This is a genomic window from Arthrobacter koreensis, assembly GCF_009193255.1.
GTDB lineage: Bacteria > Actinomycetota > Actinomycetes > Actinomycetales > Micrococcaceae > Arthrobacter_B > Arthrobacter_B koreensis.
This window is the reverse complement of the sequence record NZ_WACG01000005.1, coordinates 296,967-311,783: the sequence shown is the minus strand read 5'-3', so window position 1 is coordinate 311,783 and position 14,817 is coordinate 296,967. Positions and strand designations below refer to the sequence as shown.

The following is a 14,817-nucleotide window of genomic DNA, read 5'->3' as shown; positions in this document are numbered from 1 at the left end:
GTCCGCCTTCTTGGGACGCGTCCGGTGAAGCTACGCCCGGACGGTTAGGCAACATCCGCTGCCTGTGGGGGTGCAGCGGAGATTGCGGGTGAAAGCCAGCGAAGTCGATTCGCTGGCTTTTGCTGTCTCCGGGGTTGTGGCGGTTTGGGTTTGCGGGTCCCGACGTGCCCGTCCTTCGTTACTGGCGAGGCAGGTGTGACCTCAGGAGGAGGCAGGTTTCACGGCGGGTGGGAATCTCCGCGCTGCCCCGGCCGTGCGTGCTTCGGCCGGGCAGGCACCTCCGTTCAGAGTCCACCCGGGTCCTGGGGCGAACGGGACAAAACGGGCCGTCCGCCGCTGGGCCGTGCAGGCGTTCCCACCCTTCGTTGCTGGTGAGTCGGGTGTGGTCCCAGGAGGGAGCAGGTTTCACGGCGGGTGGGAATCCCGGTCGCGCCCGGCCGGCCCCGTCCTGCTCGGTAGCCGGCTTGCCAGGCCGGGCGGGCACCTCCGTTCAGAGTCCACCCGGGACCTGGGGCGAACGGGACAAAACGGGCCGTCCGCCGCTCGGTCGTGCAGGCGTTCCCACCCTTCGTTGCTGGTGAGTCGGGTGTGGTCCCAGAAGGAAGCAGGTTTCACAGCGGGTGGGAATCCCGGTCGCGCCCGGCCGGCCCCGGCCTGCTCGACCCCCAGCCCGCCCGGCACCCGCCCCCCCCCGCCTACCCGACCGGGCACCTCCGCTCAGGAGACCACCCAGGTCCTGGGCCGAACGGGACCAAAAGGACCTTCCGCCCCGCGCCCGCCACCTACAGCCGAGGCGTCCGGGGAGGCTCGGTGCGTCGGGAACCGGTTGCCTCAAACGCAGCACCAAACCGGAGCAGCGCGTTGTCATCCCAGCCGCGCCCGGCGAAGGTCAGCCCCACCGGCATACCGATATCCGGCAGGGTGCCCATCGGCACGGTGACCGTTGGGATGCCAAGATGCCTCGGCACGAGGTTGCCGTTGGCCACCCAGACGCCGTTGCGCCAGGCAAGATCAGCAGACTCCGGGTTCACATCGGCGTCAGCTGGGCCAATGTCCGCCACGGCAGGGAACACCACGGCATCCAGTCCCAGCGAATCCATCCACACTTCCAGGTCGATCCGCCGGGTTTCCTCCAGCCCGCGCACGCCGCCCGCCAGATGTGGAATGTCCGTGAAGGACTCCACCGGATGTTCCCGCACATGCTGCGGGTACATGGCGATGTCGTCGTCGAACCCGGTGTACCGGTCCGGCAGCGCACCCTCGGGATGCGGGAAGATGGCGGCGGCGTCGACGTCGGCCAGTGACATCAGCTTCGGATCCCCGTTGGCCGCCAGGAAGTCCCCCCACGCCCACGCAGACAGGTCCACGATTTCCCGGTGCAGGAACTCCGGGCTGACCAGCCCGCGGGTGGCGACGGTCGGAGTGCCGGGCCGGTCACCCTCGTAGTTGGAGACCACCGGGAAGTCCACCTCCACCACCTCGGCACCGGCAGCTCCCAGATCACGGCGGGCAGCCCGCCACAGCTCGATCACGGTGTCCCGGGTTTCGATCCGCTGGCCGGTCGGCCCGCCGATGCCGGGGGAGTCCGCCGTTCCGGCGTCGGGGTCCTCATTGATGTACATCTTCGGCACGCCGAAGCGCTTTCCGGACAGGACTCCGCGCGCGGCGGCGGTGCCCACGGCCAGGGACGGGTACGACGGCGGACGCACGTCGGACGCTGCAGGCACCTTCACCCACGGCTGGGCGCGCCAGAAATCGCCGCGCGTCTCGGCGTCGTCCGCCACAATGACGTCCAGGACCTCCAGCAGGTCCGCCATGGTGCGGGTATGCGGAACCACCACGTCCATGGTGGGTACCAGCGGCCAGTTGCCGCGGATGGAGATGACGCCGCGGGAGGGCGTGTAGGCGCAGAGCGCATTGCACGACGCCGGTGCCCGGCCGGAAGACCAGCTCTCCTCGCCGAGCCCGAATGCGGCGAAGCTGGCCGCCGTCGCCGTCCCGGACCCGTTGGAGGACCCGGACGCGAACGCCGACGTCAGGTACGCCGCGTTGTACGGACTTTCCGCGCGGCCGTAGACCCCGCGCTGCATGCCGCCGTTGGCCATGGGCGGCATGTTCGTCAGGCCGATCAGCACAGCCCCAGCATCGCGGAGCCGCCCGATGGTGAAGGCATCCTGCTGCGCCACCAGGTCCGCAAAGGCGGGGGAGCCGGCGGCGACGGTCAGCCCCCGGACCTTGAAACTGTTCTTCGCCGTATACGGAATACCGTCCAGCGGGCCCAAGGTCTCTCCGCGGGCACGCCGGGCATCGGAGGCGCGGGCCTCCTCGAACACCCCGGGATTCTCCACGATGACCGAGTTCAGCCGCGGCCCGGACCGGTCATAGGCCTCGATTCGCGCCAGGTAGGCAGTGACCAGTTCCTCGCTGTTGGTTTTCCCGGACTCCAGCGCATCCCGCAGTTCGGCAATGCCGGCTTCAACGACGTCGAACATCAGGCGCCCGCGGTCCGGGGAGCCGGCTGCTGCTGGGTAATGCAGTGGATGCCGCCGCCGAATTCGAAGATGTCCCGTGCATCCACGAGTTCGATGGCGCGGCCCGGGTAGGCGCGGGACAGGATGTCCGCGGCGGCGGCGTCGTTCGCGTCATTGAACCCGCAGAGGATCACCGCCCCATTGGCGACGTAGTGGTTGATGTAGGAGTAGTCCACGAACCCGTCCCCGGCATCGATAACCGTGGGGGCGGGAACGTCAATGAGCTCCAGTTTCCGACCGCGGGCGTCCGTTGCGGCTTCGAGGACGGCGCGGATTTCCTGCATGACCCCGTGGTCCGGGTGCGCCGGGTTGTCCTGCCGGTGCAGCAGAACCGTGCCCGGGGAGGCAAAGCACGCAACGATGTCCACGTGGCCGCGGGTGCCGAATTCGTCGTAGTCGCGGGTCAGGCCGCGCGGCAGCCAGATGGCCTTGGAAGTGCCGAGCCGGGCGTGGATTTCGGCTTCGACGGATTCACGGGTGGCGCCGGGGTTGCGGCCCGGATCCAGCTGCACGGTTTCGGTGAGCAGCACCGTGCCCTCGCCGTCGGTATGGAACCCGCCGCCTTCATTTATTAGCCCGCTGGTTTGGACCGCTGCACCGGCCTGGGCTGCGACAAAACGGCCCAGGTGCTGGTCCTGATCCCAGGCCGCCCAGTCCTGGGCACCCCAGCCGTTGAAGATCCAGTCCACGGCCGCCACGGAACCCTCCGCCGTGTGGACGAAGGTGGGCCCGGAGTCCCGCAGCCACGCATCGTCCAGGTCAGCGGCGAGGACTTTGATGCCGTCACCGAGGTATTCTCGGGCGGCGTCCAGGTCTGCCGGGTCGGCCAGGACCGTGACCGGCTCGTAGCGGGCGATGGTGCGCGCGACGGCGGACCAGGCAGCGCGCGCACGGTCCAGTGTGCTGCTGCCCGGCTCGCCAAAGGTCTCGTTCGACGGCGGAAACGCCATCCAGGTGCGCTCGTGGCGTGCCCATTCGGCGGGCATGGACGTAATGCTCGAAGACATATCGGTGGGTCCTTACGGGTCGTTTAGCTCAGGGTAGCGGCCGCGGCATCGAAGAACGTTTCACCGCCGTTAACGGTCAGTAACACGCCGCTGGCTAGGCGGGCTGTGGAGGAGGAGTCGCTGGCCGCAGGTGTTGCAACGCGGCGGGGTTCCAGGCCTAGAGGCTCCAGCCTGCCCGGACGGACCGGCTCGCCCGCTCGGGATCGTCCCCGGCGCCGGCGAAGAGTGCGCTGAGGATTGGAACGGTGTGCTGGAGGTCTTCGCGGGGAAGCGGGCCGCCGGCCACGAGGGAGAGCAGGCCGTGGGCGACAGCCCAGCTTTGGGTGGCGACGTCGAGCGCTACCGTGTCCGGGCGCAGGCGGCCGGCGTCGCGGGCGCGCGCGGCGGCCCGGACCAGGTAATCCAGGGTGGCATCGGCTGCGGGCAGGTCCACCAGTTCGATGCTGGCGTCGAACATGACCTGGTAAAGGTCCGGATGATCCAGTCCGTGCCGGAGGTAGGCGCACACCAGGGCCGTGAGATCCTGCAGCGGATCGTCGGTGGAGGGGATTCCCGCGAATGCGTCCTCGAGCCCGGTGAACCCCTCCTGGCGCAGCGCCTGCCACATTCCTTCCATGCTGCCGAAGTGGGTGTAGACGGCCATGGTGGAGGCGCCCGTGCCGGCGACCAGGGAGCGGAGCGTCACGGGTTCGCGGTCGCGGAGCATGCGTGCTGCGCGTTCCAGGAGGCGTCGTCGAACCGCCGGATCAGTGGGGCGTGCCATGCCGTCAAGATTACATGGCATAGCAATGCTATGTTAACTCCAGTACGCCGCTCGGCAGCCCTGCCCCGCGGTATCAACCCGTAAGGAGCCCGCCATGCCCGTGACACTGATGAACCCGGAAGCCCTGCCCGAGGTGCCGCTGTACCGCCAGGTTGCCGTTGTCTCCGGCTCGAAGATGGTCTTCCTCGCCGGCCAGGTGGCGGTGGACTCCTCGGGCAACCTCGTGGGGGAGGGGGACCTCGCCGCACAGGTGGAACAGGTGTACCTGAACCTGGCCGCGGCCCTGGAAGCAGCCGGTGCCACTTTTGCCGACGTCGCAAAGCTGACCTGCTACCTGGTGGACTACAAGCCCGAAGATTTCCCGCTGTTCATGGAGGGCCGTGACCGCGCCATCGCAAAGCTCGGAATCACCGAATCGCTTCCACCGTTCACTGGCATTGGCGTGGCAGCCCTGGCCGGTCCCGGCCTGCTGGTGGAGATCGAGGCAGTGGCCGTGCTGGTCTGAGGTCCGGCCTCCCTCACTGTCCGTGTCCGGGGTTAGGCTCCGGGCATGGGTTGGGGAGAATTCTGGCCGGCAGTCACGGACTGGGCCATTACGTGGATACCGGTGCTGGGTCCGCTGGGCATCCTGGCAACGGCGCTGGTGGCGTACTTTGCCTACCGCCAGAAGCTTGAAGCTGACCGCCGGGCTCAGTGGTGGGTGCGGGCGCAGTGGGCGCTCGAAGCGTCACTCAGTGCCGATCCGCGCCGTTCGCTGGCCGGGCTGGCCGTGCTGAATGACCTGAAGAGCTCCTCCCTGGCGACCCGGGAGGACCAGGAGCTCTTCCGGCTCATCGGGGCGGCGGTGCGGGAAGAACTGTCGGGTGCCGGTCCCGAGGCTCGTCTTCCCCCGCCGCGGGTTCCGGAGGGGCGGGCTTCGGACGCGCCGGTTTCTGAGGAGCGGGTTCCGGAGGCGGACGACGGCGGTCCCCGGGTGCTCCGGGGCAGGCTCCGGACGCGGGCCGGACCGGCGGCAGGGTCGATGCTGGAATCCGAGCTGAGGGCACAGGCGGAAAGGCTTGCAGGGGACGGGACGGAAGAGTCCGCGGTGTTGCTGGGTCCACCTGGCGCACCTACCGTGGGAGAAGCGCGAAACCACTGACCCGCAGGCTTGCCTGCCGGGACCGGACCAGCGAGGCAACTATGGGCTCCCAGCCGCACGACTCCCGGGGCTATCAGGGGTATCCGCCGCCGAATCGGAAAGACGGCCGGGGACTGGCAGCCGCCGGCCTGATCGCCGGCATCGCCGCACTGCTGCTGGTCTGGTTTCCCGCCCTCAACCTTCTGGCGGTGGCGCTCGCCATCATCGGGCTTGGCCTCGGGATCGGAGCACTCGTAGCCGCCGGGAGGGCCCGCAGCTCGGCGAAGGGACTCTCCGTTGCGGCAGTCATCATTTCCGCCGCCGCGCTGGTGTTGAGCATCCTGGCCGCGGTGATGTGGGCGTCACTGTTCACGCCCATGGAGCGCAACACCGTGACTCCCTCGCCCGAGCCCACCCGTACGGCCACCGCCCCGCCGTCGTCATCCGCCGGGCCTGGCAGCCCCAGCGGACCGGCGTCGTCGTCTGTGCCCACCGGGACCTCGGGGACGTTCGCTCCCGCGACGCCCACCAGCGGCGCGACGGCCTCGCGCTGAATGCAGGGAATGCGGCGCGGACGTGGCGGGGAAAGCGCACATCCTTGTAGCGCCTGCCAGGCGCGCCTACCGTTGAAAGACCCGAAAAACCGACCCGCTGCCGGGAGGGCCAGGAACAGGGTTCCCCAGCTGCGGTGTCCGAATTCAGCGAGGCGATCATGGGTACTGGGCCAAACGATCCTATGTACGGCTATGGCGGGCAGGGGTATCAGGGGTATCCGCCTCCGCCGGGACTGATGCAGTCCAACAAGGGCAGGGGCATGGCGCTGGCAGGACTGATCCTGGGGATCGTGGCGCTTTTCCTGTTCTGGATTCCGATCATCAGCTGGGTGGCGCTGGTGCTGGCGCTTGTCGGCCTGGGGCTGGGCATAGCAGCGCTGGTGATCGCCGTCCGCGAGCGGACATCGGCCAAGGGGCTGTCCATCGCCGCGGTGGTGGTATCCGCCGTCGCGCTGCTTGCCGCCATCCTGGTCACCGCGTTCTGGGGTGCGCTGTTCAGTGCAGTGCAGGACGAGGTGAACAACAGCTCCTCCTCCACAAACGCACCGCGGTCCACGGCCGGTCCTTCCGCGTCCACGTCCGGTCCTTCCGCGTCCACGTCCAGTCCTTCCGCCTCCACGTCCGGGTCGGCCAGCACCGAACTGCTCCCAGTAGGTACAGCGGGGGAGGTGGGCGACTACACCGTCACGGTTTCCAGCGTCCAGCTTGACGCGACCGACGCGATCCTGGGCTTCAATGAATTCAACGAGGCACCCCAGGGACAGTATGTGCTGCTCACCCTCGACGTCGTCTACAACGGCAACGAGGAGGGCGACCCCTGGCTGGACCTCACGCCGGCGTTCGTGGGTTCGGACAGCCGCCAGTATGACGAGTCGACGTGCACCGCCACCCTGGACCTGGACGGCACCTCCGTGCCGACACTCGAAAACGGCGGCGCGGCCCAGTACGAGGTCTGCATGGACGTTCCTGCCGCGGCGCTTCCCGGGCAGCGCGTGCTGGTCGAGGAGACGTTCGGACTTACCGAACCGACCGAGGCGAGCTGGCGGACCGAGTAACTTCGCGGCGTCGTGCCCGTCCCGCCCAGCGCGAACCGACATCAAGCGCCGACGCATTGGACGCCACCAGTGCTCCGAGAATGAGGGCGAGGCCGGCCAGCTGCCCGGGAGAGAAGGCTTCACCCAGCACGGCGGCGCCGGCCACCGCAGCGACTACGGGGCTGAGCAGGGACAGGAAACTGACGCCCGACGCCGGCAGCCGGCCAATTCCGCGGAACCACAGCCAGTAGGCCAGTACGGTTCCCACCAGCGCCAGGTAGAGGTAGCCGGCAAGGTTTGCGCCGGTGAAGGCGGGCAGGGCGGGCCCTTCGACGGCGAGCATGACCGGCACTAGGAACACGCCTCCTGCCACCAGCTGCCACGCCGTGGATGTCAGCGGCCCGGCCGGTGGCTGCCAGCGCTTGGTCAGCACGATGCCCGCTGCCATCGAAGCGGCCCCGCCCAACGCCGCCAGCACCCCGGCGGCGTCGAGCCTGGCGTCCGCGGAGAGGACCAGCAGGCCCACCCCGGCGATTCCCGCCATGCCGGCACCGAGTTTCACCGGACCCAGGCGCTCGCCGAGTACCCGCGCAGCCAGGACTGCGACCAGCAGCGGCTGTACGGCGCCGACCATCGCCGCGACGCCACCCGGCAGGCGGTAGGCGGCGATGAACAGCAGCGCGAAGAAGGCACCGAAGTTGAGCAGCCCCAGCACGGCGGACTTCCACCACCAGGAGCCGGCAGGGAGGCGGCGGAGCAGGAGCAGCAGTACCAGTCCGGCGGGCAGGGAACGCAGGACGGCGGCGAGCAGGGGCCGGTCCGGCGGCAGCAACTCGGTGGTCACCAGATAGGTGGTGCCCCAGACGGCAGGCGCAAGGGCGGTCAGGAGGAGCAGGTTTATTTTGCTAAGCACTTAGCCATAATTATCTAAGCGCTTAGTAAAGTCCAGAGCTGCCCACATCGAGATGGCAGAAACTGCACGTATGGCCCTTTATTCGGGCAGTTTCTGCCATCTCGATGGGGGGAACGCCTGACAAACCGGACGTGACATTGCGGTGATTGGATGCCGAAACGGGCTCGGTGCCTTCCGCTCCTGTGGTGCAGCAGGAAAGGCTGCCTAAGTATCCCCATTCCCGCAGGTCCCAAGGAGCTGGTTCCACGTGTTCTTTCCCTCGCCCCGGCCGCCCACGCGCGTTGCCGCCGTACTCGCCGCCGTGTGCGCGGCTAGCCTGGTTGTTATGCCTGCTGCAGTCGCCTCGCCGGGTCCCGGCCACGGACAGGGTCACGGACCTGGCCATGGATCCGGGAGCGCGCCCGGGCACGGCAGCAAGCCGGGACATCCAGGCAAACCGGCACATCCGGGCAAACCGGGCAAGCCGGACAAGCCCGGTAAGCCCGGCGGCGGCAACACTGCGAGCATCACGGTCATGGGCACGTCCGACCTGCACGGCTACATCGAAAACTGGGACTACTTCAAGAACACGGAGTACGACGACGCCGCCGGCAACGATGTTGGCCTCGCCAAGATCTCCGGCCTGGTCAACCAGGTCCGCGCCGACCGCGGCGTGGACAATACGCTGCTGATCGACGCCGGCGACACCATCCAGGGCACGTCGCTCACCGACTACTTCGCCAACGTTGAACCCATCACCGAGACCGGCGAGCTCCACCCAATGGCCGCGGCCATGAACGCCATGGATTACGACGCCGCAGCCCTGGGCAACCATGAATTCAACTACGGCACCGACCTGCTTGCCCGCTTCGAAGGGCAGCTGGACTTCCCGCTGCTCGCTGCCAACGCGGTGGATGAAGCCACCGGCCAGCCCGCCTTCGCCCCGTACATCATCAAGACGGTCAAGCCGAAGGGCGGCAAGCCCATCAAGGTGGGCATCCTGGGCCTGACCAACCCCGGCATCGCCATCTGGGACAAGGGCAACGTGGAGGGAAAGCTCCGCTTCCCGGGGCTGGTGGAAACGGCCGCTGAATATGTGCCGCAGATGAAAGCAGCGGGAGCCGACGTCGTTGTGGTCAGTGCGCACTCCGGCACCTCCGGCACGTCTTCCTATGGTGATGACCTGCCGCTGGAGAACGCCGCGACGCAGGTGGCAGAGGAAGTCCCCGGAATCGACGCGATCCTGGTGGGCCATGCGCACCAGGAAATCCCGGAGCACTTCGTCACCAACAAGGCCACCGGGGAACAGGTGCTGCTGACCGAACCGCTGAACTGGGGCATGCGGCTGTCCGTTCTGGACTTTGAACTGATCAAGGTGCGCGGCAAGTGGGACGTGACATCGGCGTCGGCCTCCCTGCTCAATGCCAACACCGTCGAGGCGGACCCCGTGGTCTCGGACCTGGTCCGGGATGCGCATCAGCGGGTGATCGACTACGTGAACACGCCGGTTGGCACGGCGACGGAGACCATGTCCGCCGCGGAATCGCGGTACCGGGATACCGCCGTGATCGACTTCGTCAATGAGGTGCAGGCCCAGGCCGTCCAGCGCGCGCTCGCCGGCACTCCCGCGGGCGACCTCCCCGTGCTCTCACTCGCTGCCCCCTTCAGCCGCACGGCCGCCATCCCTGAAGGTCCGGTGACGATCCGCGACTTGGCCGGGCTCTACGTCTTCCCGAACACGCTCTACGCGGTGGACATGACCGGAGCGCAGATCAAGGACTACCTGGAGTACTCGGCGAAGTACTTCACCCAGACGGCGTCCGGTGCCCCAGTGGATCCGGAAACCCTGACCAACTCCGATGGGACGCCGGACTACAACTACGACATGTTCTCCGGCATCGGCTACGACATCGACATCAGTGCGCCGGTGGGGGAGCGGATCGCCAACCTGACGTACGACGGCGCTCCGCTGGATCCGGAGCAGCACTTCGCCGTCGCGACCAACAACTACCGCCAGTCCGGCGGCGGGAACTTCCCGCACATCGCCACGGCTCCGGTGCTGCTGAACCAGCAGACCGAAATCCGGCAGCTGCTGATCGACTACGTCGTGGCGAACCAGAGCATCAACCCGGCCGGCTTCGCGGAAGAGAACTGGCGGCTGGTCCGGGAGGGTGTACCCGTCTTCGGGTAACCAGACGGGTTCTTCTGCTGCCGGTTGGCACTTTTTCGACCGCCTGGAACCGGCCGGAAAAGTGCCAGGTGGCAGCAGAAACGAACATGTCACAAGCCCGCACCTTGTTGTGACGTGCGTCATGCCTCCAGTACAGTGAATCCGAGCTTGATTCGAATATTGAACTAGTTGTTCAAATATCGAACACGAAGAACCAGAGAAGTGAGGACACTGTGCAGTTCCACCACCACGGCTACGTTTCCGGCGATCCGCGCATCGAACCGGCAGCCGGCGTCGGCCTTGACCGCCCCGAAGAGCTCCCCGAGGAAGTCGACGTCCTAATCGTGGGCTCCGGTCCCGCAGGCATGCTCGCCGCGGCACAGCTGTCCCAGTTCCCGAACATCACCACCCGCATTGTCGAGCGCCGCCCCGGCCGCCTGGTGATCGGCCAGGCCGACGGCATCCAGGCCCGCAGCGTGGAGACCTTCCAGGCGTTCGGCTTCGCCGAGGAAATCACCGCCGAGGCGTACCGCATCACGGAGATGTGCTTCTGGCGCCCAGACCCGGAAAACCCGGAGAACATCGTCCGCTCCGGCCGCGCGCTGGATGACCCGGCCGGGATCAGCGAGTTCCCGCACCTGATCGTCAACCAGGCCCGCGTCCTGGACTACTTTGCCCGGTTCATGGCGAACTCCCCGGCCCGCATGAAGCCGGACTACGGCTACGAGTTCGTGGACCTGGAGGTCGACGACGACGCCGAGTACCCGGTCACCGTCACCCTGCGCCGCACTGCAGGCGAGGACGAAGGCACCGAGCGCACGGTCAGGGCCAAGTACGTGGTGGGCTGCGACGGCGCCCGCAGCAAGGTCCGCCAGTCGATCGGCTCCACTCTGGCGGGCGACGCCGCGAACCACGCCTGGGGCGTCATGGACGTGCTGGCCTCCACCGACTTCCCGGATATCCGCACCAAGTGCGCCATCCAGTCCTCCAACGGCGGCTCGATCCTGCACATCCCGCGCGAAGGCGGACACCTTTTCCGCATGTACGTTGACCTCGGTGAAGTTCCGGAAGGCGACAACGGCGCCGTCCGCAAAACCAGCATCGACGAGATCATCGCCAAGGCCAACGCGATCCTGCACCCCTACACGCTGGACGTGCGCAACGTGGCCTGGCACAGCGTCTACGAGGTGGGGCACCGGCTTACCGACCGCTTCGACGACGTGAAGCCGGAGGAAGTGGGCACCCGCACCCCGCGCGTCTTCATCACCGGCGATGCCTGCCACACCCACAGCGCCAAGGCAGGACAGGGCATGAACGTTTCAATGCAGGACGGTTTTAACATCGCCTGGAAGCTCGGCCACGTGCTGGACGGCCGTGCGCCGGAATCCCTGCTCTCCACCTACTCCGCCGAGCGCCAGGTGGTGGCCAAGAACCTGATCGACTTCGACAAGGAATGGTCCACCCTCATGGCCAAGAAGCCGGAGGAGTTCGAGAACCCTTCGGACCTCGAGGACTTCTACGTCCGTACCGCCGAATTCCCGGCCGGGTTCATGACCGAATACACTCCGTCGATGCTGATCGGCGAGGCGAAGCACCAGGACCTGGCCACCGGATTCACCATCGGCAAGCGCTTCAAGTCCGCCCCGGTGCTGCGGGTCAGCGACACCAACCCGCTGCAGCTGGGCCACCAGGCCAAGGCGGACGGCCGCTGGAGGATTTACGTCTTCGCTGACGCAGCTCCCGCCGGCACGCAGTCCGGCGTTACCGAACTGGCCGAGTGGCTGCAGAACGCGCCGGAATCCCCGCTCGCTGCGCAGCCGGCCGGCGGCGATGACGACGCGTGGTTCGACGTGAAGGTGATCTACCAGCAGGACCACACCGCAATCGACATCAATGCCGTGCCGCAGGTCTTCAAGCCGCAGGTTGGCCCGTTCCGCCTGACCGACCTCAACAAGGTCTACGGCGCCAACCCGGAGGAAGACATCTTCGAGGCGCGCGGCCTGGACCGCTCCGGCGTCGTGGTGGTGGTCCGTCCGGACCAGTACGTGGCGAACGTCCTGCCGCTGACGGCCACGGCCGAGCTGGCTGAGTTCTTCGCGCCGCTGCTGCCGGCACACCAGCCGCAGCACTAGCACACCTAAACAGAGGACGACGGCGGCACTTCCGGTGCCGCCGTCGTCCTCTGTTTAACGTCCGGCAGTTCCGCATACCCTGTCCGAACATCTTCGGTGCGCCGTACGCTGGGCTGAGCAGTGTTCCAGCTCCCGCCGGCCCAGGATGTGAGCAATGACCGAACCCGAACCAGGCCTGGGACAAAACCGCATCCGGACGCTGGCCGTGCTCTCGGTCCCGGCGGTCCTCATCGGCGTCGTCTCGGCGCTGATCCTCTTCGCCCTGGACGAGCTGAGCCGGCAGCTCCAGGACCTGCTCTGGGACGTCCTGCCGCATGCGGTGGGGATAGACCCCGACGGCGGCTGGTGGATCTTCGGGATGCTCACCGCCACCGGACTGGCAGTGGGCCTCATGGTGCGCTACCTGCCGGGCCACGCCGGACCCGACTCCGCCGCCGCGGAACTGGGCGGTTCAGCCCTCCCGCTGAAGGTGGTTCCCTCGCTGGCCGCCGTCGCCGTCCTGGGCCTGGCCGGCGGGGTGAGCCTGGGCCCGGAGAATCCGATCATCGCCATCAACACGGCTGTCCTGACCGCGCTGCTGGCCAGGTTCTTCCGCCGGGTGCCGGCACGGCTGGTCCTGGGCCTGACGATGGCCGGCACGGTCGGGGCGCTGTTCGGCACCCCGGTGGCCGCAGCCCTGCTCTTTACCGGGATGGCCGGCGCCATGGCGGGCCCCGGAGCCCTGTTCGACAAACTCTTCCTGCCGCTGGTCTCCGCCGGAGCGGGGGCGGCCGTCATGACCACGCTGGGCGGGACCATGCTGCCGGCCAGCATTCCGGAGGCGGGAAGCCCCGGCGGCTGGGACGTCCTGGCCGCCATGGCCATCGCCCCGCTCGCCGCAGCATTCGGACTGGCCGGGGTCCTCGCGTTCCGCTGGGCGCACCGGCAGTTCCGCCGCCTGCGCAGCCCCGTCCTGTTCACCACACTCGGCGGAGCGCTGCTGGGCCTGCTGGGTGTCCTGGGCGGTCCGCTCACGCTGTTCAAGGGCGCCGAAGAATCCGAGGAACTGCTGCACGGCCAGGGCGAGTCCTTTTCAACGCTGGCCGTTCTGGCTGCGGTGAAACTGGCGGCGCTCGTGGTGGCAGCCGCCGCCGGGTTCCGCGGCGGCCGGATCTTCCCGGCCGTGTTCGTGGGCGTCGCGTTTGGCCTGGCCGCGGGTGCCCTCCTGCCGGACATCCGCGCGGACGCCGCGGTGTCAGCCGCAGTGCTGGGCGTGGTGCTCGCCATCGCACGCGACGGATGGCTGGCACTGTTCATCGCCGTCGTCATTACCGGAGACGTGGCGGTGTCCGCCATGCTGTGCCTGGCGATCCTGCCCGCCTGGCTGGTGGTGACGCACGCTCCCCACATGGTGGCGGAGGACGACGGCGGTGCGCAGCCGGCGTAAGCGGAGAGGGGCTGTTGGCAGCCGGGAGCCGCGGGATACGATTCCGGCCACAGTCGATCGCAAAGGAGCAGGCATGAAAGCTGTACGAGTGCACCGCTACGGGGAAGACGCGCGCATTGACGACGTGCCGGAGCCGGAAATCACGGGACCGCTGGATGTGCTGGTGAAGGTGGGCGCCGCCGGAGTCTGCCGGACGGACCTGCACGTGCTGGAGGGGCAGTGGGATGCAATCCAGCGGCCGGAACTGCCCTACATCCTGGGCCACGAGAACGCCGGCTGGGTGCTTGAAACCGGCTCAGCCGTAACGAATGTGCAGCCCGGGGACACCGTGATCCTCCACCCGCTGGTCGCCTGCGGGCTCTGCCCTCCGTGCCGGGCAGGGGAGGACTCGCACTGCGAGGCATCGAGCTTTCCCGGCCTGAACGCCGACGGCGGCATGGCCGAACTGCTCAAGACCAGCGCCCGCGCCGTGGTGAAGCTGGACTCCTCCGTGGCGCCAGCGGACGTCGCTGCCCTCGCCGACGCCGGACTCACCGCCTACCACGCGGTGCGCAAGGCCGTTCCCCTGCTGCCGCCCGGCTCAGAGGCCGTGGTGATCGGCGCCGGCGGGCTGGGACACATTGGCGTGCAGTCCCTGAAGGCACTGACCCGGGCGCACATTACCGTGGTGGACACCTCCGATGCGGCCCTCGCACTGGCCAAGGAACTCGGTGCCGACGCGACCGTGAACCCCAACGACCTGCATCCCGCGGCCCGCGCCGTCGGCGAACCTCCGGCAGACGCCGTCGTGCTTGCCGTCCTGGATATCACCTGCGGGGGAGCGCACGTCGTCTTCGACTTTGTGGGCGAGAACGGCACCGAGATCACCGGCCCGGCGATGCTCCGCAACCGCGGCAGCTACTACGCCATCGGCTACGGCGGCACCGTGGCGCTGCCAACCATCGACTTGATATCCCGGGAAATCAGCGTGGTGGGAAACCTGGTGGGCACCTACCAGGACCTGGCGGAACTGATGACGCTGAACTCCCAGGGCGAGATTACCCTGCACACCACCACCTATGACCTCCTCGATGCGGTTCAGGCGCTGCATGACCTCGACGCCGGCAAACTCACCGGCCGGGCCATCCTGGTGCCAAACCCGTGAGTCAGCGGAACGCCGTGATGGAGCCGTTTCACCCTGAACGGTTG

Annotated in this window: 12 protein-coding genes; 8 read left to right on the top strand and 4 right to left on the bottom strand. The window is 67.9% G+C overall.

Annotated elements, in window-relative coordinates; translation table 11 throughout:
* Positions 1-782 precede the first annotated feature (782 nt).
* From GD628_RS12135 to GD628_RS12125, 3 genes are all read right to left on the bottom strand, one after another.
* Complete coding sequence (locus GD628_RS12135; protein WP_152274874.1) at positions 783-2,492, bottom strand: amidase; 1,710 nt, start codon at positions 2,490-2,492, stop codon at positions 783-785.
* On the bottom strand, positions 2,492-3,538 hold the full coding sequence (locus tag GD628_RS12130) for an agmatine deiminase family protein (RefSeq protein WP_226802516.1): 1,047 nt from the start codon (positions 3,536-3,538) through the stop codon (positions 2,492-2,494). Before GD628_RS12130 ends, GD628_RS12135 begins: the two co-directional genes overlap by 1 nt.
* Positions 3,539-3,695: 157 nt before the next feature.
* Positions 3,696-4,301: a TetR/AcrR family transcriptional regulator gene (locus GD628_RS12125; RefSeq protein ID WP_152274873.1), complete on the bottom strand. Its 606-nt coding sequence runs from the start codon at positions 4,299-4,301 to the stop codon at positions 3,696-3,698.
* A 94-nt stretch (positions 4,302-4,395) separates the two neighbouring features.
* On the opposite strand from GD628_RS12125, the gene GD628_RS12120 reads away from it, so the two are divergent.
* From GD628_RS12120 to GD628_RS12105, 4 genes are all read left to right on the top strand, one after another.
* Entirely contained in the window at positions 4,396-4,806 is a 411-nt protein-coding gene (locus tag GD628_RS12120; protein WP_152274872.1) for a RidA family protein, read from the top strand.
* A gap of 45 nt (positions 4,807-4,851) precedes the next feature.
* Positions 4,852-5,442 (top strand): hypothetical protein, encoded by a 591-nt coding sequence (locus GD628_RS12115; RefSeq protein WP_152274871.1) that lies wholly within the window; start codon positions 4,852-4,854, stop codon positions 5,440-5,442.
* Between the two features lie 41 nt (positions 5,443-5,483).
* On the top strand, positions 5,484-5,975 hold the full coding sequence (locus GD628_RS12110) for a hypothetical protein (protein ID WP_152274870.1): 492 nt from the start codon (positions 5,484-5,486) through the stop codon (positions 5,973-5,975).
* 158 nt (positions 5,976-6,133) lie between these two features.
* Positions 6,134-7,030, top strand: a complete 897-nt coding sequence (locus GD628_RS12105) for a DUF4352 domain-containing protein (protein ID WP_226802515.1) — start codon at positions 6,134-6,136, stop codon at positions 7,028-7,030.
* On the opposite strand, the gene GD628_RS12100 is transcribed toward GD628_RS12105, so the two are convergent.
* Positions 6,993-7,922, bottom strand: a complete 930-nt coding sequence (locus tag GD628_RS12100) for an EamA family transporter (RefSeq protein ID WP_152274868.1) — start codon at positions 7,920-7,922, stop codon at positions 6,993-6,995. The genes GD628_RS12105 and GD628_RS12100 overlap by 38 nt on opposite strands.
* A 325-nt stretch (positions 7,923-8,247) precedes the next feature.
* Here GD628_RS12100 and GD628_RS12095 point away from each other — a divergent pair, with 325 nt between their 5' ends.
* From GD628_RS12095 to GD628_RS12080, 4 genes are all read left to right on the top strand, one after another.
* Positions 8,248-10,092 (top strand): bifunctional metallophosphatase/5'-nucleotidase, encoded by a 1,845-nt coding sequence (locus GD628_RS12095; protein ID WP_152274867.1) that lies wholly within the window; start codon positions 8,248-8,250, stop codon positions 10,090-10,092.
* Positions 10,093-10,304: 212 nt separating this feature from the next.
* On the top strand, positions 10,305-12,203 hold the full coding sequence (locus GD628_RS12090; protein WP_152274866.1) for an FAD-binding monooxygenase: 1,899 nt from the start codon (positions 10,305-10,307) through the stop codon (positions 12,201-12,203).
* A 154-nt stretch (positions 12,204-12,357) separates the two neighbouring features.
* Entirely contained in the window at positions 12,358-13,629 is a 1,272-nt protein-coding gene (locus GD628_RS12085) for an ion channel protein (protein ID WP_152274865.1), read from the top strand.
* 73 nt (positions 13,630-13,702) lie between these two features.
* A complete protein-coding gene (locus tag GD628_RS12080; protein ID WP_152274864.1) occupies positions 13,703-14,773 on the top strand; it encodes an NAD(P)-dependent alcohol dehydrogenase in 1,071 nt (356 codons plus the stop codon).
* Positions 14,774-14,817 lie beyond the last annotated feature (44 nt).

What these genes read in the sequence shown, in the direction of transcription:
- GD628_RS12095 (WP_152274867.1), top strand. Translation starts at nt 8,248, where the DNA reads ATGCCTGCTGCAGTCGCCTCGCCGGGTCCCGGCCACGGACAGGGTCAC.
- GD628_RS12085 (WP_152274865.1), top strand. Translation starts at nt 12,358, where the DNA reads ATGACCGAACCCGAACCAGGCCTGGGACAAAACCGCATCCGGACGCTG.
- GD628_RS12105 (WP_226802515.1), top strand. Translation starts at nt 6,134, where the DNA reads ATGGGTACTGGGCCAAACGATCCTATGTACGGCTATGGCGGGCAGGGG.
- GD628_RS12135 (WP_152274874.1), bottom strand. Translation starts at nt 2,492, where the DNA reads ATGTTCGACGTCGTTGAAGCCGGCATTGCCGAACTGCGGGATGCGCTG.
- GD628_RS12110 (WP_152274870.1), top strand. Translation starts at nt 5,484, where the DNA reads ATGGGCTCCCAGCCGCACGACTCCCGGGGCTATCAGGGGTATCCGCCG.
- GD628_RS12120 (WP_152274872.1), top strand. Translation starts at nt 4,396, where the DNA reads ATGCCCGTGACACTGATGAACCCGGAAGCCCTGCCCGAGGTGCCGCTG.
- GD628_RS12080 (WP_152274864.1), top strand. Translation starts at nt 13,703, where the DNA reads ATGAAAGCTGTACGAGTGCACCGCTACGGGGAAGACGCGCGCATTGAC.
- GD628_RS12130 (WP_226802516.1), bottom strand. Translation starts at nt 3,538, where the DNA reads ATGTCTTCGAGCATTACGTCCATGCCCGCCGAATGGGCACGCCACGAG.
- GD628_RS12115 (WP_152274871.1), top strand. Translation starts at nt 4,852, where the DNA reads ATGGGTTGGGGAGAATTCTGGCCGGCAGTCACGGACTGGGCCATTACG.
- GD628_RS12125 (WP_152274873.1), bottom strand. Translation starts at nt 4,301, where the DNA reads ATGGCACGCCCCACTGATCCGGCGGTTCGACGACGCCTCCTGGAACGC.